The organism is Cytobacillus stercorigallinarum, assembly GCF_014836495.1.
Classification (GTDB): domain Bacteria; phylum Bacillota; class Bacilli; order Bacillales; family Cytobacillaceae; genus Cytobacillus; species Cytobacillus stercorigallinarum.
In genome coordinates this window covers 514,813-538,344 of record NZ_JACSQT010000001.1, presented here as the reverse complement: position 1 = coordinate 538,344, position 23,532 = coordinate 514,813, and the positions used below count along the sequence as shown (strand labels likewise).

The 23,532-nt window shown below is 36.2% G+C and carries 23 protein-coding genes and 2 pseudogenes; 6 read left to right on the top strand and 19 right to left on the bottom strand.

From position 1 onward, the window contains the following. Positions 1–398: 398 nt before the first annotated feature. From H9655_RS02695 to H9655_RS02680, 5 genes and pseudogenes are all read left to right on the top strand, one after another. Positions 399–599 (top strand): hypothetical protein, encoded by a 201-nt coding sequence (locus H9655_RS02695; RefSeq protein ID WP_191810608.1) that lies wholly within the window; start codon positions 399–401, stop codon positions 597–599. An 826-nt stretch (positions 600–1,425) separates the two neighbouring features. Next, positions 1,426–1,614: pseudogene (locus tag H9655_RS22320) on the top strand (HNH endonuclease); the annotation flags it as partial. Positions 1,615–1,647: 33 nt separating this feature from the next. Beyond that, positions 1,648–1,854 (top strand): annotated as a pseudogene (locus H9655_RS22315) (recombinase family protein); the annotation flags it as partial. A 715-nt stretch (positions 1,855–2,569) separates the two neighbouring features. After that, positions 2,570–3,838, top strand: a complete 1,269-nt coding sequence (locus tag H9655_RS02685; protein ID WP_191810604.1) for a hypothetical protein — start codon at positions 2,570–2,572, stop codon at positions 3,836–3,838. A 2-nt stretch (positions 3,839–3,840) separates the two neighbouring features. Then, positions 3,841–4,050, top strand: a complete 210-nt coding sequence (locus H9655_RS02680; protein WP_191810602.1) for a hypothetical protein — start codon at positions 3,841–3,843, stop codon at positions 4,048–4,050. 204 nt (positions 4,051–4,254) lie between these two features. On the opposite strand, the gene H9655_RS02675 is transcribed toward H9655_RS02680, so the two are convergent. Beyond that, positions 4,255–4,953, bottom strand: a complete 699-nt coding sequence (locus tag H9655_RS02675; protein ID WP_191810600.1) for a DUF4145 domain-containing protein — start codon at positions 4,951–4,953, stop codon at positions 4,255–4,257. Positions 4,954–5,092: 139 nt separating this feature from the next. Here H9655_RS02675 and H9655_RS02670 point away from each other — a divergent pair, with 139 nt between their 5' ends. Next, entirely contained in the window at positions 5,093–5,401 is a 309-nt protein-coding gene (locus H9655_RS02670) for a hypothetical protein (protein WP_191810598.1), read from the top strand. A gap of 50 nt (positions 5,402–5,451) precedes the next feature. Here H9655_RS02670 and H9655_RS02665 read toward each other — a convergent pair whose 3' ends face one another. From H9655_RS02665 to spoIIIAF, 18 genes are all read right to left on the bottom strand, one after another. Next, positions 5,452–6,492: a helix-turn-helix domain-containing protein gene (locus tag H9655_RS02665; protein ID WP_191810596.1), complete on the bottom strand. Its 1,041-nt coding sequence runs from the start codon at positions 6,490–6,492 to the stop codon at positions 5,452–5,454. A gap of 305 nt (positions 6,493–6,797) precedes the next feature. Then, positions 6,798–7,739, bottom strand: coding sequence for a tyrosine-type recombinase/integrase (locus tag H9655_RS02660; RefSeq protein WP_191811352.1), 942 nt, complete (start codon positions 7,737–7,739; stop codon positions 6,798–6,800). A 211-nt stretch (positions 7,740–7,950) separates the two neighbouring features. Then, positions 7,951–8,745, bottom strand: a complete 795-nt coding sequence (gene spo0A, locus H9655_RS02655; RefSeq protein ID WP_191810594.1) for a sporulation transcription factor Spo0A — start codon at positions 8,743–8,745, stop codon at positions 7,951–7,953. A gap of 335 nt (positions 8,746–9,080) precedes the next feature. After that, on the bottom strand, positions 9,081–10,370 hold the full coding sequence (gene spoIVB / locus H9655_RS02650) for a SpoIVB peptidase (protein ID WP_191810593.1): 1,290 nt from the start codon (positions 10,368–10,370) through the stop codon (positions 9,081–9,083). A gap of 113 nt (positions 10,371–10,483) precedes the next feature. Next, complete coding sequence (gene recN / locus H9655_RS02645) at positions 10,484–12,172, bottom strand: DNA repair protein RecN (RefSeq protein ID WP_191810591.1); 1,689 nt, start codon at positions 12,170–12,172, stop codon at positions 10,484–10,486. Between the two features lie 17 nt (positions 12,173–12,189). Next, positions 12,190–12,639 carry a transcriptional regulator AhrC/ArgR gene (ahrC, locus tag H9655_RS02640; RefSeq protein WP_095372619.1) on the bottom strand — a complete coding sequence of 150 codons (450 nt, stop codon included), beginning with the start codon at positions 12,637–12,639 and terminating at the stop codon, positions 12,190–12,192. A gap of 246 nt (positions 12,640–12,885) precedes the next feature. Continuing rightward, positions 12,886–13,719 carry a TlyA family RNA methyltransferase gene (locus H9655_RS02635; RefSeq protein ID WP_191810589.1) on the bottom strand — a complete coding sequence of 278 codons (834 nt, stop codon included), beginning with the start codon at positions 13,717–13,719 and terminating at the stop codon, positions 12,886–12,888. A 7-nt stretch (positions 13,720–13,726) separates the two neighbouring features. Beyond that, complete coding sequence (dxs, locus tag H9655_RS02630) at positions 13,727–15,619, bottom strand: 1-deoxy-D-xylulose-5-phosphate synthase (RefSeq protein WP_191810587.1); 1,893 nt, start codon at positions 15,617–15,619, stop codon at positions 13,727–13,729. Between the two features lie 118 nt (positions 15,620–15,737). Further along, positions 15,738–16,628 carry a polyprenyl synthetase family protein gene (locus H9655_RS02625; protein ID WP_191810585.1) on the bottom strand — a complete coding sequence of 297 codons (891 nt, stop codon included), beginning with the start codon at positions 16,626–16,628 and terminating at the stop codon, positions 15,738–15,740. 5 nt (positions 16,629–16,633) lie between these two features. Next, on the bottom strand, positions 16,634–16,867 hold the full coding sequence (locus H9655_RS02620) for an exodeoxyribonuclease VII small subunit (protein ID WP_191810583.1): 234 nt from the start codon (positions 16,865–16,867) through the stop codon (positions 16,634–16,636). Continuing rightward, positions 16,860–18,215: an exodeoxyribonuclease VII large subunit gene (xseA, locus tag H9655_RS02615; RefSeq protein ID WP_191810581.1), complete on the bottom strand. Its 1,356-nt coding sequence runs from the start codon at positions 18,213–18,215 to the stop codon at positions 16,860–16,862. Before xseA ends, H9655_RS02620 begins: the two co-directional genes overlap by 8 nt. Before the next feature lie 90 nt (positions 18,216–18,305). Continuing rightward, on the bottom strand, positions 18,306–18,704 hold the full coding sequence (gene nusB, locus H9655_RS02610) for a transcription antitermination factor NusB (RefSeq protein ID WP_191810579.1): 399 nt from the start codon (positions 18,702–18,704) through the stop codon (positions 18,306–18,308). Positions 18,705–19,009: 305 nt separating this feature from the next. Further along, positions 19,010–19,417: an Asp23/Gls24 family envelope stress response protein gene (locus tag H9655_RS02605; protein WP_191810577.1), complete on the bottom strand. Its 408-nt coding sequence runs from the start codon at positions 19,415–19,417 to the stop codon at positions 19,010–19,012. Positions 19,418–19,434: 17 nt separating this feature from the next. Further along, a complete protein-coding gene (gene accC / locus H9655_RS02600; RefSeq protein ID WP_191810575.1) occupies positions 19,435–20,790 on the bottom strand; it encodes an acetyl-CoA carboxylase biotin carboxylase subunit in 1,356 nt (451 codons plus the stop codon). 15 nt (positions 20,791–20,805) lie between these two features. Continuing rightward, positions 20,806–21,312 carry an acetyl-CoA carboxylase biotin carboxyl carrier protein gene (gene accB, locus H9655_RS02595; protein ID WP_191810573.1) on the bottom strand — a complete coding sequence of 169 codons (507 nt, stop codon included), beginning with the start codon at positions 21,310–21,312 and terminating at the stop codon, positions 20,806–20,808. A 387-nt stretch (positions 21,313–21,699) separates the two neighbouring features. After that, on the bottom strand, positions 21,700–22,221 hold the full coding sequence (locus H9655_RS02590; RefSeq protein WP_191810571.1) for a SpoIIIAH-like family protein: 522 nt from the start codon (positions 22,219–22,221) through the stop codon (positions 21,700–21,702). Between the two features lie 20 nt (positions 22,222–22,241). Further along, a complete protein-coding gene (spoIIIAG, locus tag H9655_RS02585) occupies positions 22,242–22,892 on the bottom strand; it encodes a stage III sporulation protein AG (protein ID WP_191810570.1) in 651 nt (216 codons plus the stop codon). Further along, on the bottom strand, positions 22,885–23,523 hold the full coding sequence (gene spoIIIAF / locus H9655_RS02580) for a stage III sporulation protein AF (protein WP_191810569.1): 639 nt from the start codon (positions 23,521–23,523) through the stop codon (positions 22,885–22,887). The genes spoIIIAG and spoIIIAF overlap by 8 nt, the downstream gene beginning before the upstream one ends. Between the last annotated feature and the right edge of the window lie 9 nt (positions 23,524–23,532).

The following is a 23,532-nucleotide window of genomic DNA, read 5'->3' as shown; positions in this document are numbered from 1 at the left end:
AATTTCTTGCTTAATAATTAAATAGAAAAAAGCCAGTCGATAATTAACCCGACCAGCCATAGAAACTTTATACTTTTGCCTTTAGTAGAAAATCAGAAAGGAAGCGAACTAGGTTCATCTGTGTGTATCTTTTCAACAGCCTGTTACCGTTCCTATATAGTAGGTACAGAAACCAGGCACATTGTACGACACACATTAGAAAATAATTTGAATTTCAGTTAATTTCCTTCACTCAGACCAGGAAAATAATAGTCCCCAAAAATATTTTAAAATTTTTTATGCTGGAATTACGCTATATCTTCTTGTAGAATCCAGGTATACCCCTTTCAAAACCTACTTATGAGGTAATCGCAGGGTTCTGAAAACAGTTATGAAATAATCAGAAGGAGATTCTGAACGTGGAAAAAACACTTGAACTAATTCTAGAAAAGCTAGGTAAAATGGAAGCTGACATTAACGGAATCAAAACTGAACTAGGTGAAGCAAAGGCTGACATTGCAGGAATCAAAAATCAAATGGATGTAAGCTTCATGGAAGTGAATGAGAAATTGGACAGAATAGAAAAGAACCAGGAGATCAACAGAAAGTTACTGGACTAAAAAATATTATATGTAATCTTAACACGCAAACCCCTAGAACCTTATACCCCCATCCCCCGGTGTACCCCCTTCACAGAAATTTCTATGTAAATTATTTTGAAGATTAATATTCAATTAAACTTACAAATATATTTCTGATAAACTTCATGAATCATTCAAGTAAATTAAATAAATTAATTCTGTTTCAGGAACACGAAATTATTTTAATCAATCTGATATGGGAACACGAAATTATTCAACGTAACAATCAGGGTTTGTTATTTACATTCTACTGTAAAGGTTCGTGTTCCTTAATGGAATCAGAACAAATATATAACTGAATTAATTGCTGAATAATAAGTGTACAAGATGTACCTGTATAAGCTTCATATATGCTTATAGTTCGCTGGTAGATACCTATGGCACCTTTCCTATTAGCTACAGATATCTATCCACCAATGCCCTGGAGAATAGCCCGGAGATCGCCCGGTTAAATACAGTCAATAAATGATATGCCCCCGGCTTAAAAATAAGATGTACCCCCTTTTTTAAATTACTGACACCACCCCTTCTTTAATCATTTTATGTATTGTATATTCATTTCTAGTTAACATAATAACAGCTATAGGAAGTTAATGAACTGTATAAACATTGATTTAAAGCCTTTTCACAATGTACTGAATTCATACGTTTATGCAGGATTTTATACAAACGTTGATATACCAATACTTTCAGCATCCTTCATTAGTTCAATAAAGTTTGTGAAACGGTTGCTTAATGAATAAACGGACAACTGATTTTATCGTGTCTGAACTGAACATCCTTCTTGTTCCAGGTGTAAAAAAGGATGTTTATTTTGGACATAAGAACGGAATTTCAAACTGTAAGAAAACAATTTCTGAACCAACTTGAAAAGAAAGAATGTTTTAATTGTGGTACTACTTCAGAAGCTTTTCACGTACATCATATAGTACCTTTAGCAATTGGTGGCACTAACAGATTAACTAACCTTTCTTTACTGTGTGAAGCCTGTCACGGGCTTGTACATGGTGCTGATTTTACCAACCGTAAAAAATTGCAAGCTGAAGGCATTGCTGTTGCTAAAGCTAAGGGTAAGCATTTAGGACGTCCAGTACTAGAACTTCCTAAGGAATGGGACAAACTATATAAAGAATGGAAAGCTGGAAAAATTACAGCAGTTGCATTTATGGATACCATTGGAATGAAAAAGGCAACATTTTATAAAAAGGTAAAGGAATACGAGTTGGCACTTTAACAGGTGTCAGCTTTTTTTGTGTCCTGGAAGTAACCATAACAATAAACTGTAAAGGGAAATACTTGACACCTATTTCGTTTCCCACAGGCACGGCTTGTTTCATGGGTAAAACACCACTGTTCTCCACCAGTTAATACGCATAATTGTTCACACTTTAGACACATTCATCCCCTGAACATACAGATTCATGCAGTTGTATTACACGTTTAACGTATTCATCCTGGTGTACCTGTTCAGACTGTTACACCTGTTTAATAATCTTTAACACCATTTACCACACAGCCCTTACTGCTTGTTAAAGTTTCTTAATACTGGATGTACTGAAGATACAGTATTAACAGTATTACCGTTATACAAAAAACATTCTTGGTTCGTTCGCTTCTCTCACTCCCAAGCTATTAATAAAAATACCACTGAAATAACCTACTCTGATAATAGCACGTTTTATATATCTTCCTTTAAGGGATGAACGCTGTAACCCTTGATATGACTGGGTTTATAAAGAAAATAAGCACTTTTAATGTGCTGGTTAACCTTTATCCTTGTTCAGAACCTTTCAGAATCAAGTTAAGTTTTTATTTACTAATAGGGAAAGTGTTTTTCTTTCCTTGCGAAGCAACCTATTCTTTTATTCTTTTGTGTCTGTTACTTCTCTTTCTGTTGTTTAAGGTGTGTAAAGAACTTTTTAACAATGTAGGAAAGAAGGAAGATATAGATGCAGAAGCTAGTTCAGGAAACACATTACATAAAGGATACAAAGGATAAACCAACGCAGCCACCTATTAATGTTATAGATTCAATTATGGGAAGTGGTAAAACTTCATGGGCAATTCAACATATGCAGGAAGCTAACCCCGAAGAAAAATTCATTTATATAACACCGTTTCTATCAGAAGTCCAGCGTGTTAAAACTTCAGTTACGAATAGAAAGTTTGTAGAACCTACCAACAAAGGAAAAGGGAAACTGGACAATCTGAAGAACCTGATACTAAACGAAAATGATGTTGTTTCTACCCACGCACTTTTTCAGAACGCTGATGAAGAAATAATTGAACTTCTTAGAGTCAGTAACTACACCTTGATACTAGATGAAGTCATGAATGTTGTAGAAGAATTTCAGCTGAATCAAGACGATTTTAAACTATTGATTAATAGTAATATGGTTTTTGTTGAAGAAGCTACCGGTGTTATTCGCTGGAATGAAAATAGTGAGTACCAACAAACAAAGTACAATGAGATTAAAACATTATCCAAAACTGAAAACCTGATTTATTTTGAAAACACCATTCTTTTTTGGTCGTTCCCTGTTTCGGTATTCCATGCCTTCAAGGAAGTTTATATTTTAACTTATCTCTTCCAAGCACAAGAACAGAAATATTATTATGATATGTACAATATGACCTATGACTATAAGGCAGTACAGAAAGTAAATGACAAATATCTGCTGGTAGATCATGAAAGCAAAGAACCTTATGATAAATCCCTTTTGAAGTCGCTGATTAACATCTATGAAGGGAAATTAAATGATATTGGTTCAGAACCATTTACTTTGTCCTGGTCATGGTATGAAAAAGATAAGAATACGTCTTTAGTTGCAAAGATGAAAAAGAACCTTTATTCATACTTCAGAAACAATGTTAAAACACCTACACCAGTTAATATGTGGACATGCTACAAAGACCACAGAAAGCACCTGAAGGGTAAAGGATATACAAAAGGATTTGTATCCCATAATGCACGTGCTACAAACGATTTCAAAGATAAGGAATCCCTTGCGTATGTCATCAATCGCTTTATACACCCATACAAATACAAGTTTTTTAAATCCCGTGGTGTTGAAGTAAATGAAGAAATGTATGCATTATCAGAACTAATACAGTGGATATGGAGAAGCCGTATCAGGGAAGGTAAACCCATTAATTTGTATATCCCTTCCAAACGAATGCGGACATTATTAATAGATTATTTGGAAGGTGGACTGTAACTATGGGTATAAATATGACACAGCCTGGCACTTTTAAAAGCAAGTTTCATAAACAGGCTTCAGTATTGTCTGAAGGGTTTACTCATAGAGACGCAACACCGCCAAGTATGCCTGCTTATTTGAATAACTTTAGAAAAATAGGCATTTACAACCTGGTTGACCTGGAAAAGGAAAAGGTAAAGTACTACCAGCCTGAAGGAACCACTGATTAATTTCAGTGGTTCTTTTACGTTTATATCTTACTTTCCTACCTGCACCTGCACAAAAGAGTAAGGAAGCTTACCTCATGACAGGCTTCCCCACTTTCTTTTCTGTTTTAGTTAGTAATACTGAACGGCACGTTCCCCTTCTACTTTTCCAATTCGTTACGACTGTTGGATAGTTGGCGGGGATTTTTTTACTTACCAATCTATTCTTTACTTTCTATTATCCATTTCAGCTATGTATTTGGCAGTCTCCATCTCCGAACTAATCCAATAAACGCTTAAATTTATAAGTTTTTTTAAATCTTCAATATCCCTATCTTCCCATACTCTGTGGTAATGTGTTTCGTCATTTCCTAACCAAGTCGCACGTTCTGCAACTTGCTTAATATTATCTGAAAGGTAATTGTTAATGCACTTACTTAAAAAGGTTTTCTTAATAGTATCTTCATCTTCCTTCTTATGAGTAATCAAGTAGTCTTTTATTAAAAACTCTAAAGATTTTCTATATCCCATCCCAGCAACATGGTTTAAATTTAGTGATTCAGCACCATTAGCTTGATTATATATTTTGACAAATAAAGGCGATAGTTGACTGATCTCATCATTAAATTCAATTTGTTTTGGATATTTGGGATAAGAGTTCACTAAAGTATAAATACCAAAAACTGCAGTAAGTTTACTTAAAAATAAATTTCCGCAGACCTTCTTATTACATTTAAAAATAGCTTCAATAGTTGACTGATTTACCTTATACGCATTAATAAACTTAGGTTCTTGAACCGTATTACACCTTGGACAACTTTCGGGAAAATTATCAAGGACTACTTCATATTCTTCTTCGTCATCATTAATATCTAATCTTTCATAAGTTATTGTTCGCATATTATTTAACCACTCCTTTTTACCCATTAATTCGACACCATCTGCGAAAACCCTTCAAAATGGTATATTTTTCTTAATATTAGTTGGTCTGATAGATACATTTACGGTGTTAATGGGTTGTAAATACAAAATAAAACAATAATGCTAAAAAAGGTGGAAAAGAAAAATGAAAACATTACTCAACTTAAACAACGAAGCACACTTGAAATTGCTACAGGACACTGCATTTAAAGCTATTGACGGTATTAGTATACAGGAAGTACTTAACCTTCAGAAATCATTCAAAGATGACCCGTATATGTACTTCAACCAAGTTAAACTGAAATACCTTCTACCACTCGGAATGCTAGGGTTATCCTTTAAGATTAACCAGGAAGTAGAACACGCTTTATTTCAATATATCAGCTATGTACTGCACGAACTGGAACTAGATCGCCATATGGATTCACCTGAAGCCATCCTTAATTTTTCATAACTAACCCACGGGGAACTGCGTAAAGTAGTTCTCTTTTTTTATATACCAGGTTATTCATTCAGCCAGTCGTAGAACGGAAGTGTTCGAGTACGTTCTTTAGGTTCTCTTACCTTCGGTTTCTGCTTCTTAACTTCACACACACGTCTAATGTCCTGATAGATACGGGTAAATAAGGCTGGTATACTCTCACGTACCACACCACCAGCTATTAGGAATTTATTTATTTTAATAACAGCCTGCAAGGTCTGTATGTAGCTTTTAGGGGTACAGTTACTGCCTATACGCAAGCCAAGGATGGAAGCATTCTGTTTTAACTGCTGGTGATACTGGCCGTACTTCAGTTCATTGTACAGCTTAAACTGTAGGTCATTTGTGTAATAGGTATTAATCTGTTCTAGTTCTTTTTGGTGGTCAGTAGTTTCTGCCAGTTCGTTTTCTATGGCATTCTGTATGTATATTTTATTTTCTTGTTTATTTATATTCAGGCTAATAAGGTTAAAACTTGGATTTGTACCTTCAACCCCTTGTATTCCAACGGTTTCAGCGTTTTCAAGACCTGCAATATGACCTGCAACCTGTTCTGCAATTGGTTCTGCATTTTGGTCTATCGAAGAAACCGCAGCGGGAACATTTTCACCACTTTTACCATTCTCAACTGCTTCTATTTCTGACAAATCGTCAATAAAGAAAACTTCATGCATTATCTGCTTAAAATTTGCATGTGATTTTAACACAAACACATATTTATTCTGTCCGTCTGCAAGCCCAGCTACTAGAACCAGCCCACTTTCTTTTAAATGACGCACAGCAGTATAAACTGTCCTCACAGAACAGCCTACTTTATTAGCCAGGGTTTTACTTTCAATTTTACAGATACCATTCCCACTTAATAAATACATGATGCTGTCCAATACTTCAGTACGCTTAGTGTTTCGTGGAAACAGTTTATAAAAACTTTCCCCTGCTTCAGTGATGGCTTTTTCTAGCTGATCTAACAGTGATTTCTTTACTTTTGTTGAAAGACGCTGTCCTTCCATGTATTTCTGTATATCATAATTATATGCAGTGATTATTGCACTAGCTGATTTCATGCCAAGTTTCCCCTTATCTAACCGGAAACCACACATTTACATTCTCTAAAAAAGGGTATAACAAAGACACCCTTGCAATCGTCAATTTTTTTTAGTAAAATTGATTTTGAAAGTAATTGTACGGTTTACCGTATTTTTTAATTAAATGAAGGTGCATGTACGGTTTACAGTATCTTTTTCTTTAATTGAAGGTAATTGTGCAGTTTACGGTATATTTTGATTTTGAATGTTTGATTTATTGGGATGCGTGCTGTGAACACACATCCTTTTTCTTTTGCCTTTTAACGGCTATCCCGGTAATTCCCCTATATCTTCAGACTGTTCAACGGTGAATGCTTCTGATATTTCTGTCCGATCTCTTTATCAGTAAAATCGAGATAAGCTTTCTGTGTCACTTCCACGCTAGAATGTCCAAGGATTCGAGATAAACTAACCCAATCACCGCCATTAAGCAGATAATACTTTGCAAAGTTATTCCTTAGCTGGTGGGGATGAATAGATACGTCTACTTTTTTACCTGCTTCCCTTAGGGTTTTTTCAAAATTTCTTACTTCCAGTTCAGTTCCACGTGTAGTCGGAAATACAAATTCACTACTTGAAAATCTGTCATGATACTGTAGCCAACGTTTTAAATCAGTGGACATTCTGTATGAAAAGTACACGTACCTTTGTTGTCGGTTCTTTGGATTTTCAATTAATATAGCCTTGTTTTTAAAGTCGAGATTTTCAGGTTTGAGTGACAGGCATTCGCTGATACGCATGCCTGTATCCAGTAACAAGCGTGTAATAAGCCAATTTCGATACCCGTGGAAGGTTGTTATATCAAACTGACGTAACACTTTTACAATATCTTCACTGCTTAACAATGCCTTTTGCTTTCGAACGGGTTTAATATTTTCGATATTTTCAACTGGATTTACTTTAATTTCTCGTTCAATGTTATACAGGTAGTTAAAAAACACTTTGATATTTCTCAAGTAATTTGCCACTGTAGTATCGCTGACAGGCTTGTTAAAATCAGTTCTACTATCAGGGTGGTTTACCATTGCTGAAGCACTATCAGTCACTACAGTGTATTTACCGCGTTCTCGCAGGTACTTTATGTAATGCCTGATATGGGCTGATTTAATTTTTTCCACTTCATTGATCTCAAATTTTTCCGTCATATAAAGTGCAAACAGCCTTAAAGTTTGTTCGTAACTGCGTAAGGTCTTCTGTGACAGGTTTTTACTGGTGCAATACAGCATAAAATTATCAACTTGCAGTTCTAAATCTGATAACAACAAAAAAAGACACCATCCTTTACTGGTAAATTTACATACCAATAAAAAATGATGTCTTTCGGTAAACAAACGAATTATTCTTAGGTCAGAAAAGAAGTTTATCGGCCAATACACACTTGAGATACTTTAGTGAAAAAGTACATAAAACCCAGTGCTACCAGTCCGCCTAGCTTTTTCAAGAAGCCTTATGTTCTAATCTTAACTTGTCTGCCACCATTGCAATAAATTCTGAGTTCGTTGGTTTGGCCTTTGTCATGCTGACGGTATAGCCAAATAAAGATGAGATGGAGTCAATATTCCCTCTGCTCCAAGCCACTTCAATTGCATGACGAATTGCCCTTTCCACCCTGCTAGCCGTTGTATTATACTTCTTGGCAATGTCAGGATACAATACTTTCGTAATCGAACCAAGTAACTCAATATCATTATATACCATAGAAATGGCCTCTCGTAAATATAAGTAACCTTTTATATGAGCAGGCACACCAATTTCATGTATGATACTTGTAATACTGGCATCAAGATTTTTAGGTTTTGCCTCTGCTTGCGAACGGTAATTGGTTGAAGAAGGTGATTTACGTATCATTGGACTTGATTTACCGCTCACTTGGCGAATATGACTAGCCAGATTATCCATGTCAAATGGTTTCAATATAAAATAAGATGCACCAAGATCAACAGCTTTCTTTGTCACGTCTTCTTGACCAAAAGCGGTTAACATAATAACACTAGGAAGAGTTTTCAAGTTAAGTTCTCTCATTTTTTCGAGAACTGCCAGTCCATCAAGATGCGGCATTATGATGTCTAATACAAGCACATCTGTTTCAATTTCATCAAGAATATTTAAACAGTCTTGTCCATTATGCGCCACTCCGACTATTTCCATATCCTCTTGAGATGAAATATACTCTTCAAGCAAAGCTACTAGCTCTCGATTGTCATCAACCACACACACTTTGATTTTTTTCACTAATTTTTTCCTCCTCAACCCATAGTTGAATCTATTTTCTATTTTTTTGTCTCTATTTGCTAAGTGACAATTTCGACAAAGGGGATAAAAATCCTTTACTAAATTTTATTTTTCTTTAAAAAACTAATAAAATCTTAAGTTTTCTTTGTTTTTCTCTATTATTCGACTATAATCGATGTCCTTCTTTTTCATTGTCGAAAAATCTTTGTTTCTTCGTTTATTTTAACATATATTTGTCATGCTTTTCTTCTAGAATCGAAATACATGATTAAAATCCAACATACCAATAACTATTTATGTAAAAACAAAAAAAGCGGGCAAAACCGCTTTTTTGTTTAAGATGCTCGCTCTTCTTGATTTTCGTAAATATTAATTCCCGCCTCATTTAACATCCATTCAATATGCACGCCATACCCACTCGTCGGGTCATTAACAAAAACATGTGTCACCGCTCCTATAACCTTGCCATTTTGAATAATTGGGCTACCACTCATTCCTTGGACAATGCCCCCTGTCTTTTCAAGCAATTCATCATCAGTAACCTTGATGACCATTCCTTTTGTAGCAGGGAATTTTTGTGGAATCGTACTAACAATTTCGATATCAAACAGTTGAACTTTGTCATTTTCAACGACCGTTAGAATTTGTGCTGGCCCTTCCTTCACTTGATGCGAAAGAGCAATTGGCATCGGTTTGTCCATTAGATCATTATTCAATCCACGATTAAGCTTGCCAAAAATTCCAAATGGGCTATTTCGATCAATGTTGCCAATGACTTCTTTTTCATCTTTAAAGCGGGCTAATTTTTCTCCCGGATTCCCATTACTCCCCTTTTCAATGGAAGTGACAGTAGACCGTAATATTTGACCATCATCGACGATTATAGGCCTTTTTGTATCCATATCTGAAATAACATGACCAAGGGCACCATATTTTTTTGACTGGGGATGATAAAAAGTCATCGTGCCTATTCCAGCAGCTGAATCACGTATATATAATCCAAGCTTAAAGTTTGGTTCATTTTTATCTTTCAATGGTAGTAATTCTGTCTCAAATTTCCCTTCATCGCGCGTAACTGATACTTTAAGGGGTTTGCCACTATCTCCGGCTGCTTGAACGAAAGGAGCAACATCAGACATTTTTTCAATTTTCTTACCGTTTATTTTTGTAATAATATCACCTATTTTAATACCTGCCAAATCTCCTGGTGACATCTTTCCATTTATTGTATTTATTTGGTGATGTCCGACCACCAAAACGCCAACTGTATTCAATTTTACACCTATTGATTGCCCACCCGGTATAACTTTAAAGTCCTTTAAAACTTCCACATCTACTTTTTTTATCGGGAAACCAGCCAAATCAAGAAACATTTCGTTCTTGCCCGGTTCATTAGCAGAGAGTGTAATGACTTCTTTATCTTGAACAACCGCCAATTGTTCATCGGGTGTTTTTACTGTTGCATTTACAGTTTCCGCCATATTATACCGTGCTTGATCACCCTCAAATACGGTAAGGTTTATAGGAATGTGAATATACTCTTGAAAAGGTTTAGAAAATCCTATACATATGATTGAAACAAGGAGAATTCCACCAATTATTTTTCTTAATATATCTCTTGTCATTTCAACACTCTCCTCGCTTCTTGTTTCATGGCTACATATATAATTTTGCCTGCTTCAAGAGCAATTATAACTGGCAACTTAATAAAAAAAGCTACCCTCCATTGGATAGCTTTTCATGGTATTTTTACATTTTTGGCAAGACTCAATAGTTCCTTCGCATGCTCCCTTGTCAGTTCAGTCATTTCCACACCAGAGATCATACGACCAATTTCTTTAATCTTTTCCTCTTCATTCAATGGCTTTACAGTTGTTTTTGTACGGCCAGCTTTGAGTGTTTTAGAAATAAATAAATGCGTATCTGCCATTGCAGCCACTTGTGGCAAATGAGAAATGCAAAGAACTTGCGAATCAATTGCTACTTGATGAATTTTTTCGGCAATAGCTTGTGCGACTCTTCCACTTACCCCTGTATCAACTTCATCAAAGATAATCGATGTTACCCCTTGATGTTTAGAAAAGATACTCTTTAAGGCAAGCATAATTCGGGAAAGTTCCCCACCTGAAGCAATTTTTGATAATGGTTTTAACGGTTCTCCCGGATTAGTGGATAAGTAAAATTCGACTGTATCAATACCTTTTTTATGAAAGCTTTCTTTATCCGTAAAAAAATGGACCTCAAATACAGTCTTTTCCATATAAAGTGCTTTTAATTCATGATGAATCATTTTTGTTAATCGTTCTGCTGCATTTCTTCTTAATTTGCTCAATTCCTGTCCTTCGACAAGTAAGTCAGCTTCTAATTCTTTAACCTGCTTTTGCAAATGTTCAATATGTGTTTCCTTGTTGGTTAATGTTTCTATTTCTTCTTCAATCTTTGCTACATACTCTAATATTTCCTCTATAGATGGGCCATATTTTCGTTTGAGCATATTGATTTCATTTAATCGCTCTTCAATTTCATTCAATCGAACAGGATCAAATTCCATAAAATCTAATTTATTCCTTAAAATAGCTACTGTGTCCTCTAGTTGATAAAAACTGTTAGCAACTGCTTCTTGCAACTCAACTAACTCCTCATCCACTTCCGCAGATTGTTGAAGGTGATTCATAGCTAAACTAATCCAATCCAGCCCTTTTTGTTCTCCTTGCAAGGCATTATAGCTAATTTTTACGCCTTCATACATCTTCTCAAAGTTAAGTAAGCGGTTTCTCTCTTCTTGAAGGGCGTCATCTTCATGCAATTTTAAATTAGCGTTTGTTATTTCTTCATATTGAAATTGAATAAGATCCAGTCGATGAGCCATTTGCTGTTCATTTTCTGTTAATGTCTTGATTCTTTTCATTGTTTGCTCGTATTCTCTATAGACATCTTCGTATTCTTGTCTGCTTTTAGCGATTTGGGGGCCACCAAATTGATCTAATAATGGAAGATGCAAATTTTCATTCATTAACTCTTGGTGTTCATGTTGACCGTGTATGTCAATTAAGGTACTGCCTATTTCTCGGAGAATCGAAATAGTTACAAGTTTCCCATTTATACGACAGACACTTTTACCTGATTTGGATATATCTCTCCTTAGAATCAACATGCCCTCATCAATTTCAATACCAAATTCTTGCGCCCGTTTGTAACATGGGTGTTGTTCGTCATCTAATAGGAATAAACCTTCTATCTCGGCTTTCTCTTCCCCGTGTCTTACATATTCTGAAGAACCCCTGCCACCAACGAGCAGATGAACGGCGTCAATAATAATTGATTTCCCTGCCCCTGTTTCTCCTGAAAGAACAGTCAGCCCTTTATTAAAGGCAATGGTGATTGATTCAATAATAGCAAAATTTCTAATTGATATTTCATTTAACACTGACACTTCACCCCAGCTTATAGCATTTCTAAAAACCTTTTGGAGATCACTTCAGCTTCTTCAGGTGTACGACATATAATTAAGCAAGTATCGTCTCCACAAATTGTTCCTAATATTTCATCCCAATCTAGGTTATCCATCAATACCCCTATCGCCATTGCATTTCCGGGTAATACTTTCATTACTAGTAAATGACCGGCAGAATCTAGACGAACAAATGCATCCATTAAATTACGCTTTAGTTTTTGTAAAGGGTTAAATCGTTGATCAGCTGGTAAACTGTACTTATATCTTCCATCCAAAAGTGGAACTTTCACTAAATGCAGTTCTTTAATATCTCGTGAAACTGTTGCTTGCGTTACGTTAAATCCAGCATTTCTTAATTCTTCTACTAGTTCATCTTGGGTTTCAATATCATTGTTCGTTATTAAATCCCTAATCTTAATATGTCGTTGTCCTTTATTCATTCTACTCACCTCTATGAATACAAAGCGTTGCCTAAAACAAGCAACACGATTCTCATTATCTTTTAATTCATATGTTAGCTGATTTTCTCTATATTGTACAATTTATTCTGCATAATTTGTGTTTTTTTGGCAAAAAAGATTGTTCGTAAAGAGAATTTCAGGCAAATACCTTTTATGTCCTATGATGTTTGACACAAAAGAACAGGCCGGAAAATGCTCCCCTAGCCTGCTCTTTTCAGTCTGTTTTTATTCTGTCTGTTTAGCTTTTAACTGTTTGTGGGCTTCTTTTACTACTGATTGGATATCAATAGAATGCGTGGCATGCATTTCCTCTTGTTCATGTTGCCATTGCAAATGAGCGAGGAATTCAATATTACCATCTCCGCCTGTAATTGGAGAATATGATAAGCCTTTAATTTGGTATCCTTCTGTTTGAGCGAAGGTTAGAATTTTGGCAATTACTTGTTCATGTACTGATGAATCACGGACAATTCCCTTCTTTCCAACCTGTTCTCTTCCTGCTTCAAATTGAGGCTTGATTAATGCAATCACGTCACTACCTGGTACTAGTAATGTTCGCAAAACAGGAAGAATTAGTTGTAAGGAGATAAATGAGACATCAATGGAAGCTAAATTTGGCATTTCCCCGACTAAATCAGCAGGTGTAACATAGCGAAAATTAGTCCGCTCCATTACAACCACGCGTTCATCCTGTCTTAGCTTCCAGGCTAACTGATTATATCCAACATCTAGGGCATAAGACATTTTTGCACCATTTTGCAATGCACAATCTGTAAAGCCCCCAGTGGACGCCCCAATATCTAATAAAATTTTATCTTCAACTATTAAATCAAATACTTCTAATGCTTTTTCGAGCTTTAAGCCACCTCTACTGACATAAGGCATAGCTTTCCCTTTGATTTGTAATGGAATATCACTTTTTACCTTCTCTCCGGGTTTATCTAGCCTTATTTCATTACTATAGACGATGCCTGCCATTACCGCTCTTTTCGCTTTCTCTCTTGTTTCTGCCAAGCCCCGTTCTACAAGAAGAACGTCCACCCGTTCCTTTTTACTCATTTTCTCTTCATGCCCTTTTTTGTTTTTTTTCAGCTAATCTGCTCATGCGTTTTACAATTTCTTCAGATGTTAAATCAATCTCTTCTAATAATTTATCCACACTACCATGTTCAATAAAATGATCTGGGATACCCATTCTATCCACTTTCGCATGATGGTATTGATAATCATGAGCAAATTCTAACACGGCACTACCAAATCCGCCTTGTAAAACCGCTTCTTCAACTGTCAAAATAGGCATGTTCATACTTAAAATATCATGTAACATTGTCTCATCTAATGGTTTAATAAAGCGGGCATTGACAACTTTTACTGAATAGCCTTTCGCTTCAAGAAGAGATGCCGCTTCCATAGCCATTGGAATGGTTGTACCAAATGTTAAAATAGCTGCGTCTTTACCTTCTTTTAACACTTCCCATGAGCCAATTGGAAGTGCCTCCATCTTTTCATCGATTTCAACACCAAGTCCATTCCCTCTTGGAAACCTCATTGCGATTGGACCATCATTGTATTGAATAGCAGTATATGTCATATGACGGCCTTCATTTTCATCTTTAGGCATCATCAGTACCATATTTGGTAAATGCCTTAAAAAGGCAATATCGAAAACACCTTGGTGCGTTTCTCCATCAGCACCTACTAAGCCAGCACGATCGATCCCAATAAAAACATTTAAGTTTTGTCTAGCAATATCGTGGACCATTTGATCATAAGCTCTTTGTAAAAATGTCGAATAAATAGCTAAAAATGGCTTCATTCCCTGAGTAGCAAGCCCTGCTGCTACTGTAGCCGCATGTTGCTCCGCTATACCAACATCAAACATCCTATCTGGGAATTCACTTGCAAAGCCTTCTAACTTAGAACCGACAGGCATTGCAGGCGTAATAGCAACAATTCGCTCATCTTCTCTTGCCAATTCTCTAACTGTTTCACTCACTAACTTACTCCATGCAGGTGCGGTATTAACAGGTTTCAGAAAGTCTCCTGTTTCCGTTTTATAAGGGCCAGTTCCATGCCAAGTACCAACTGTATCACGTTCTGCAGGCTCATAGCCCTTTCCTTTTTTCGTAATCACATGTAAGAGAACAGGGCCTTCTGTTTTTTTGGCATAATTAATGTTCTCAAATAATTCTTCATAATTATGACCATCAATTGGGCCAAGATAAGTAAAACCGAGTTCCTCAAAAAACACGCCAGAAACAAGTAAATACTTCAAGCTATCTTTTAACCTTTCAGCTGTTGAAGCAATTTTACCACCGACAGCTGGAATCTTTTTCAGAAAAGCTTCCAATTCATCTTTTGCCCATTGGTATTTTCCCGCAGTTCTTAGACGACCTAAGACATTATGAAGTGCGCCAACATTAGGGGCAATTGACATTTCATTATCATTCAGAACGACAATCATGTTTTTCTGCTCGTGACCAATATGGTTGAGCGCTTCTAATGCCATTCCACCAGTCAGGGCACCGTCCCCTATTACTGGTATCACATGGCTATTTTCTTTTTTGATATCTCTTGCAATGACCATACCCATTGCACCTGATAAAGAGGTGGAGCTATGGCCGGTTTCCCATACATCATGAGGACTTTCGATCATTTTAGGAAACCCGCATAATCCTTTATACTTTCTTAGCGTATCGAATTGGCTAGCTCTACCAGTAAGGATTTTATGAACGTATGATTGATGTCCCACATCCCATAAAATTTTATCTGTTGGGCTATCAAATGATTTATGCAGAGCAATAGTCAATTCGACAACACCTAGATTAGGCCCAATATGACCACCAGTAACTGACAATTTTTCAATCAAAAAATGTCTAATGTCCGAGGCCAGATCCTCTAATTCCTCATTAGAGAGCTTTTTTAAAAAGCTTGGGTCTTTAATTGATAACAGATCCATAAGGCGGATCACTCACTTTCATTACTTATTCATAAATTAAGTCTATTTCTTCTCATTTCCTTTTCATGATTAGTACTAGATTACAGCAAAAATAAAAATAAGCCAAATGTTATCTCTTTTAATGGTTTCTTTCAGCTATCATATCTGTAATTTTTTCCAAGTAGTAAGTATTCAAACCTGTTTTTGCTAATTTTTCTTTAGCTAGCTGGGTGTGTTCATCAAGCGCTGCTTTTGCACCTGCCATTGTAAGTATGCTTGGGTAAGTACTTTTCGCATTGGCTTCATCACTACCTACCGGCTTGCCAATTAACTCCTCAGAGCCTTCTAAATCCAGAATGTCATCTCTTATTTGAAAAGCTAAACCTAAATGAGTGGAAAACTCGATTAACAGCTGCTTCTCCTCATCTGTAGCACCAGATAAAATCGCACCAGCGATGACACCAAAACGCAGCAACTTTCCGGTTTTATGTACATGAATGTATTCTAGTTCAGGAAGCGTAAGTGTCTTCTGTTCACCTAACATATCAGCCACTTGGCCACCAACCATACCTTCTGCACCTGCTGATTTTGCAAACTCTTTTATTAAAGCTATCTTCGCTTCAGGATTAGCAAATGCTTCATCCGTTTCCGCAATTAATTGAAAGCTATAAGTTAAAAGGGCATCCCCTGCTAATATTGCATTAGCTTCCCCAAACACTTTATGGTTTGTTGGCTTTCCTCTTCTTAAATCATCATCGTCCATACTAGGGAGGTCATCGTGAATAAGGGAGTATGTGTGCACCATTTCAAGTGCGCATGCACTGTTAAGCCCTTTTAGCGTTTCTTGTCCATAAGCTGCTAAAGTAGCAAAAAGCAATAAAGGTCTGATGCGTTTGCCTCCAGCCGACAAAGAATATTGCATAGCTTCTTTTAGCACAGCTGGAGATTCTAAACTCTCAACAAGAGAGGCCATTTTCTCCTCCAGTAGTGTTTTATGATGTTGTGAAAAAGCTTGTAGTGACTCACTCATTCTCCCTACTCCTCCTCCTGAATAACAAACGGCTGTTTTTTTCCATCATCAGTAATTATTTCTGTTAATTGTTCTTCTACATTTTTTAGTTTATCGTGACAAAGCTTGGAAAGTTCCATCCCATTTTTATAAATAGAAATGGCCTCTTCTAGAGGGACATCCCCTTCCTCTAACTTTTCAACAATCTGCTCAAGTTGTTCCATTGCTTCTTCGAAAGTAGGTGTTTTCTCTTTAGCCATTACCTTTCACCTCGATTATATTCTTTACTTTAGCTAAAATCGTTCCATCTTTTACCTTTACTTTTACTTCATCATTTTGTTTGACTTGGTGAATTGATTTGATGAGTTCTTCCTTTTCTGAATACAATAAACTATACCCGCGGTCCATAATCTTTAACGGACTTAACGTCTCTAACTTAGATAGAAGATGTGAGAATTCCCTTTGCTTTCGTTCATTCACAACATTCATGGAACGGGATAACCGTTTATTGATTTCGATATATTGCTTTCTGCTTTCTATGGCTAATGAGTGTGGTGGTGTTCTAAGCAAGCGTTTTCGCTGCTGATCGACTAGTTCCTGCTTATGTTTTAATAAGCGGATCGTACTTTTAATTAATTGTTCTTTCGTGCGATCAACTTGTTCTAGTTTCTGCTCATACAGTTTTTGAGGATAACGAAAAGCATAAGATTTCTCTACTCTATGAAGACGTTCAAATTGCCTTGTTAACTTCTCCCTCGTGGCTCGAATCATCCGTGCTTGTTGGTTATGGATTCGTTCACTTAGGTCATCTATATGAGGAACTGAAAGCTCAGCAGCACCTGTAGGGGTGGGTGCCCGTAAATCTGCGACAAAGTCTGCGATGGTAAAATCCGTCTCATGACCAACCGCCGATATAATTGGGATAGAAGAGGCAAATATCCCTCTAACCACTTCTTCTTCATTAAATGCCCATAACTCTTCAATTGAACCTCCACCTCTACCAACAATTAACACATCAACCTCTTTCCTTTCATTCGCTCGATTGATTTGTTGAGTGATGGAAGGTGCGGCACCTTTTCCTTGTACAAGTGCAGGGTAAATATAAATAGGGACAGAAGGATATCGGCGTTTCAATGTTGTAATCATATCCCTGATTGCTGCACCAGTTGGTGAAGTAATCAGCCCAATCGCTTTCGGGTACTTTGGAATCCGTTGCTTATATTTCTCAGAGAACAATCCTTCCTTTTCAAGCTTCTGTTTTAACTGTTCATAGGCTAGATAAAGGTCACCAATCCCATCAGGTGTCATTTCTTTCACATATATTTGATATTGTCCACTCGCTTCATATAATGACAAATCACCGGTAACCAGAACATTCATCCCATTCTCAGGGACAAACTTCATCGTCTGATTGTACCTTGAAAACATTACTGCAAGAATTCTTGATTTTTCATCTTTTAATGTGAAGTACATATGACCACTTGAATGGCGCTTAAAATTTGATATTTCACCTTTTACCATTACTTGTTGTAAATGGGGATCTCTATCAAATTTCCGCTTTATATATTTGGTTAATGCGTAAACTGTTAAATATCTCTTTTCTTCCATTCTTATCTCCTTCTTTATTACAACGAATTAATTGTAATAGGAAAGTTTAAGCAGAGGATTCAAATGATGAAATCGCTATAATATATACTCTTAATTCGTACGATGATTATCTTTGATTTTTGATAATACGCTATTGATAAACTTTGGAGATTGGTCGTCTCCATACATTTTTGCGATTTCAATGGCTTCATTAATCACAACATTAACCGGTATATCTTCCTCGCTAAAAGCAAATTCAAAAGTGCTAAGACGTAGTAAATTACGATCAACCGTTGCCAAACGATCCAGTTTCCAGTTCTCAAGATTGTTAGATATTAATTCATCAATCGCTGCTTTATGATGAAGAACACCTCTTACGAGATGGTTTAAATAAGAATCTTCTGGTTGTTCATCTAACACATGATGAATGGCCTCATTCATTTCCGCTCCACTTAAATCGATTTGAAATAGCGCTTGCAATGCTTTTTCCCTTGCTGTTCTTCTTTTCATTTCTTATTTCTCCTTTATCATTCAAATCTATTATATAAATCTCCTCTTGGATTTCTTTATCGACACATAAAAAAACACATAAGAAGATAATAGCATAACTGACTATGATTCGCACAGTGGTGTCAATAATTTTCCTCTATTTTTCCTTACAGTCTGATGAACTTTAGAAAATGCTCCCATTGTCATTGATAGGAATAGGCTTTTAAAAAATAGTTGAAACAAATCTTGAAGCCACGGAGCAGATTAATCAACATAAAAAAAGACGACTAAAGACATCGATGTCTCTAGTCGCTTTTTTTGTCTTTTTATATTTCTTGTTCGTATTCATCTTCTTGTTTTTGGTTTTCAAACAGAATACCAACTACATGAATATTAATTTCTTTCGTTTCAAGCGCTGTCATATTGAATAGAGCTTGACGAATATTATCTTGAATACTTTGTGCAACGGTTGGAATAGATACGCCAAATTTCATTAAGCAGTAGACATCCACTTTTATGCCTTCTTCAGCTAATTCGACTTTTACACCTTTTCCATGGTTTTTCTTGCCTAATTTCTCAACGACACCTGATGCGAAGTTTCCACGCATTTGTGCCACACCTTCCACTTCAGATGCCGCAATCCCTGCAATTACTTCAATGACTTCAGGTGCAATTTCCACCTTACCTAACCCTGTTTCCTCTTGGTTCATTTCTAGAATATTTTGATCGCTCATTTTGAAACCTCCAATTATTATTCAGATTTCATAACGTCATTCAATTCCAGGAATTTCGTGTTAAACTCCCCTGCAACAAAATTCTCATTCTCAAGAAGTCTTAAGTGGAACGGGATCGTAGTGTGAACACCTTCAATAACGAATTCACTCAATGCGCGTTTCATTCTAGCAATTGTTTCCTCCCTCGTGTCACCATAAGTAATCACTTTGGCAATCATTGAATCGTAATACGGAGGAATCGTATATCCAGGATATGCAGCAGAATCAACACGAACACCTAAACCACCTGGTGGAAGGTACATCGTAATTTTCCCTGCAGAAGGCATAAAGTTTTTCGCTGGGTTCTCTGCATTAATTCGGCATTCCATCGCCCATCCACTATAAGTAACATCCTGTTGGTTCATACCTAAACGTTCACCAGAAGCAACTTTAATTTGCTCCTTAATCAAGTCAACGCCTGTCACCATTTCTGTCACTGGATGTTCCACTTGAATACGTGTATTCATTTCCATGAAATAAAACTTGCGGTTATGATAATCATAAATAAATTCAATTGTACCTGCACCAGTATAATTTACAGCTTCTGCAGCTTTTACTGCAGCTTTCCCCATTTCTTCACGTGTTTCACCATCTAGAGCTGGAGAAGGCGTTTCTTCGAGTAGTTTTTGCAATCTTCTCTGAATGGAACAATCTCTCTCTCCAAGGTGAATCGTATTTCCATAATTATCTGCTAGTACTTGAATTTCTACATGTCTAAAATCTTCGATGTATTTTTCTATATATACACCTGCATTACCAAAAGCAGTTAATGCTTCCTGCTGTGTAATGTTAATGCCTTTTGTTAACTCTTCTTCATTACGTGCGACGCGAATTCCTTTACCGCCACCGCCAGCAGTTGCTTTTATAATAACAGGATAGTCTATTTTTTGCACCAATTCAAGCGCTTCACTAATGTCTTCAATTATTCCATTTGAACCAGGTACGATTGGAACACCAGCTTCCTTCATCGTTTCACGAGCAATATCTTTCGTACCCATCTTGGCAATTGCTTCTGGAGTTGGACCAATAAATGTAATATGACACTCGCGACATAATTCTGCAAAGTCACTGTTTTCAGCTAGAAAACCGTAACCTGGATGGATGGCATCGCAATCGGTTAACTTTGCCACACTTATAATACTAGTGAAATTTAGGTAACTATCCTTCGAAGAAACTGGACCGATACAATAAGCTTCATCAGCAAGCTGAACATGTAAAGCTTCTTTATCACCTTCTGAATAAACAGCCACACTTTCAATACCCATTTCGCGACATGCACGAATAATACGTACAGCGATTTCTCCTCTATTAGCGATTAATACTTTTTTAATCATCGACAAAAGCCCCCCTTACTCAGGCTTCACTAAAAATAATGGTTGCCCGTATTCAACTAATTGACCATCTTTAACTAAAATCTCCACAATTTCTCCATCTACTTCTGCTTCGATTTCATTGAATAATTTCATTGCTTCAACAATACACAGAATGGAATCTTTGGTGATTTTAGAACCAACTTTTACATATGCATCTGCATCTGGTGAGGATGACTGATAAAAAGTCCCAACCATAGGAGAAACTACTTGATGCAGATTTGAAGTATCTTTATCTTCATTCTTTTCATTTACTTGTTCTACTTTTTGAACTTCCGTTTGGACTGCTGCTATTTTCTGAGGTTGTTCAGGAGGCGTTACTACAGCCTGTGCCTGTGGCTGAACTACTGGTACTGCTGCAGGTTGAATAGCAGTGATATTTTTCTTCATTTCTACTTTTGTACCTTCATGTTCATAAACAAATTCTTCAATAGTAGACTGATCAACTAATTTAATCAATTCACGAATTTCTTGGACTTTTAGCATTCTTACACCCCTGTTCTTCATTTACGCTTCAACTTTAATTGATGAATTACTAGTTATGTAAAACAATTATGACTAGCTACTATAATCATACGCTATGACCTAATGAAAGTTCAACACTAACTTTAATAGTAAATATTATCCAAATAATAAGTATTCCTCTAAAACACTACATATATTACTTTCTTTCCTTCTGAAATACTTAGGAATACGAAAGAAAATATAAGTTTCTATCTCTTACTAACCTCGGATTATTTAACTATGTAAAATATCTCATAAGTCATGGGCGTACAAGAATATGCTATTATCGAATTATTATAACTATTTTATCATTTCCCTATAAATAAATGCAAAAAAACTGAGCGATTGTATGAATCGCTCAGTTTTAGACTATTTACTTACTTGAAATTCTACTGCTACCATAGCTTGTGTACCTAATTCATTCATTACTTCTCTAATAATCTTGTTTGCTTCAGTTTTTGATTGCTCTTCAGCCTTTACAACCACTTTCACATTGGCACCATCAGCTTTTACAAGAACATCTTCGTAGTTCATTGATTTTATCAAATTCTCTAACATTTCTTCCTTTGCAGCTAATTCATTAAGTGAATCAAGTTGATCCTTCGCTTCACTTCTTTCCTCTGCAGGTAATTCTGTCGAAGCTGCCACTTCTGTTAATCTTTCTTTTTCCATACTTCTTTCGTTCATTTGATCAAGTCTCTCTTGAGCAAATTCTTCATCAGATGCTACATCTGAAACAACTGCACCACCTGTTTCTGTATTTTCATTTTCTTCTTGGTCATTTCCCGCAAGATTCATTTGTCCGTCTGGAGAAGTTAAGTAATAAATGGAAAGAACAACGACTAAACTCAACATAGTTAATAACCAAACTGTTTGCTTTTTTAATAACATCGATAAATCCCCCTTAATCCTTATTTTTTCTTCGGTAAAACAGAAACTTTATGTGCAGGTACATCTAGTACACGTGAGACAGCTTCCACAATCCATGTTTTCACTTGAATATTATCAGCACCTTTTGCTACTATGAGAACGCCTCTTATATCAGGCTTTTTTGTTTCTATGACAATTGGGACTTCTTTCTCTCCTTCACGGATGATGACAACCTGTTCTTCTTTCGATTGATCTTCCACCACCCTTTTGCCACCTTCTCTATCCGTCTCATCTGTCACTTGTCCTTGATTCGTTGTATTTTTTTCTAATATTTTTTTCTCTGTGGAATCAACATTTACGACAACAGAGACATCATCGACTCCAACTATTGTGTCAAGCGCTTCTTTAATCTGTGCTTCATATGCCTTTTCATAATCAGCAATCGAATTGGCAGACTGTGGTTTAGATTGCCCAAAGACTTCTTGCTCTTTCTCAGCTTGCTCATTCTCGGAGTTAAAGACAGAGACTTCATCAGACGGCTCATTATTAAAAAATATATTACTGATTAGCATAATCGCTGCACCAAATAGGAGAACAATCATCAAGTATTGAACTTTACCAGGTTTTTTTTCTCCATCTTTTTCTTTTGTTAGCCACTCTTTCAGCAATGTAATTGGCCCTTTTTTACCCATCGTTTTTCGCCATCCCCCCTTCTTCTAAAAATACTTCCATCACTTTTTCATCGATTTCCCAATTAGTAGACAGAAGAGAAGTAATATCACCTGGGACAGTAGTTGTTGCTTCTGATTCAATCGGTTTTCCTGTGTCTACTTCTACATTTTGGACAACTTCAATCGCTTCTTGTTCCCCTTCTTCTACTGGTTGTACTTGCACATAGACTTTTTGAAGGTTTTCAGGGAACTCAAGCTCGGACCTATCGTCTTCAATCATTTCTATCTTTGTAATTTCTAAACCGTACTTTTCTACCAACTCCTCATTCGCCGATGCTTTCATGGCTTTTTCTACGTTTTCTAAAGCATATGCACGAGAGGAGGCTTGTATTTCTTTTTTTTGCATTTCTATTGAATTTTCTATTTCTTCTTTTGAAGAAGTAGACTCAATGGATGGTAGCGACATAATTGTTTGTTCAAAATCACTAGAAACAAATTTAAAAATAGGCGTTAAAATAATCGCTATTAATAATAAGCCCGTAACCATTTTTGTGTATTTCTGTAGCTTTGAACTCGGAAGAATCATATCAATAACAGTTGCTAGCAAAATAAATATGATAATTGTTGTGATCCATTCTTTTAAAAATTCCATTAGCAACCC

Bases quoted from the DNA above. Each gene is read 5' to 3' on its own strand.
- H9655_RS02660 (WP_191811352.1), bottom strand. From the start codon at position 7,739: ATGCTGTATTGCACCAGTAAAAACCTGTCACAGAAGACCTTACGCAGT.
- spoIIIAF (WP_191810569.1), bottom strand. From the start codon at position 23,523: ATGGAATTTTTAAAAGAATGGATCACAACAATTATCATATTTATTTTG.
- spoIVB (WP_191810593.1), bottom strand. From the start codon at position 10,370: ATGACAAGAGATATATTAAGAAAAATAATTGGTGGAATTCTCCTTGTT.
- H9655_RS02635 (WP_191810589.1), bottom strand. From the start codon at position 13,719: ATGAGTAAAAAGGAACGGGTGGACGTTCTTCTTGTAGAACGGGGCTTG.
- H9655_RS02605 (WP_191810577.1), bottom strand. From the start codon at position 19,417: ATGAGCGATCAAAATATTCTAGAAATGAACCAAGAGGAAACAGGGTTA.
- H9655_RS02680 (WP_191810602.1), top strand. From the start codon at position 3,841: ATGGGTATAAATATGACACAGCCTGGCACTTTTAAAAGCAAGTTTCAT.
- ahrC (WP_095372619.1), bottom strand. From the start codon at position 12,639: ATGAATAAAGGACAACGACATATTAAGATTAGGGATTTAATAACGAAC.
- dxs (WP_191810587.1), bottom strand. From the start codon at position 15,619: ATGGATCTGTTATCAATTAAAGACCCAAGCTTTTTAAAAAAGCTCTCT.
- H9655_RS02670 (WP_191810598.1), top strand. From the start codon at position 5,093: ATGAAAACATTACTCAACTTAAACAACGAAGCACACTTGAAATTGCTA.
- spoIIIAG (WP_191810570.1), bottom strand. From the start codon at position 22,892: ATGGGTAAAAAAGGGCCAATTACATTGCTGAAAGAGTGGCTAACAAAA.
- nusB (WP_191810579.1), bottom strand. From the start codon at position 18,704: ATGAAAAGAAGAACAGCAAGGGAAAAAGCATTGCAAGCGCTATTTCAA.
- accB (WP_191810573.1), bottom strand. From the start codon at position 21,312: ATGCTAAAAGTCCAAGAAATTCGTGAATTGATTAAATTAGTTGATCAG.
- xseA (WP_191810581.1), bottom strand. From the start codon at position 18,215: ATGGAAGAAAAGAGATATTTAACAGTTTACGCATTAACCAAATATATA.
- accC (WP_191810575.1), bottom strand. From the start codon at position 20,790: ATGATTAAAAAAGTATTAATCGCTAATAGAGGAGAAATCGCTGTACGT.
- H9655_RS02620 (WP_191810583.1), bottom strand. From the start codon at position 16,867: ATGGCTAAAGAGAAAACACCTACTTTCGAAGAAGCAATGGAACAACTT.
- H9655_RS02590 (WP_191810571.1), bottom strand. From the start codon at position 22,221: ATGTTATTAAAAAAGCAAACAGTTTGGTTATTAACTATGTTGAGTTTA.
- H9655_RS02675 (WP_191810600.1), bottom strand. From the start codon at position 4,953: ATGGGTAAAAAGGAGTGGTTAAATAATATGCGAACAATAACTTATGAA.
- H9655_RS02665 (WP_191810596.1), bottom strand. From the start codon at position 6,492: ATGAAATCAGCTAGTGCAATAATCACTGCATATAATTATGATATACAG.
- H9655_RS02625 (WP_191810585.1), bottom strand. From the start codon at position 16,628: ATGAGTGAGTCACTACAAGCTTTTTCACAACATCATAAAACACTACTG.
- H9655_RS02685 (WP_191810604.1), top strand. From the start codon at position 2,570: ATGCAGAAGCTAGTTCAGGAAACACATTACATAAAGGATACAAAGGAT.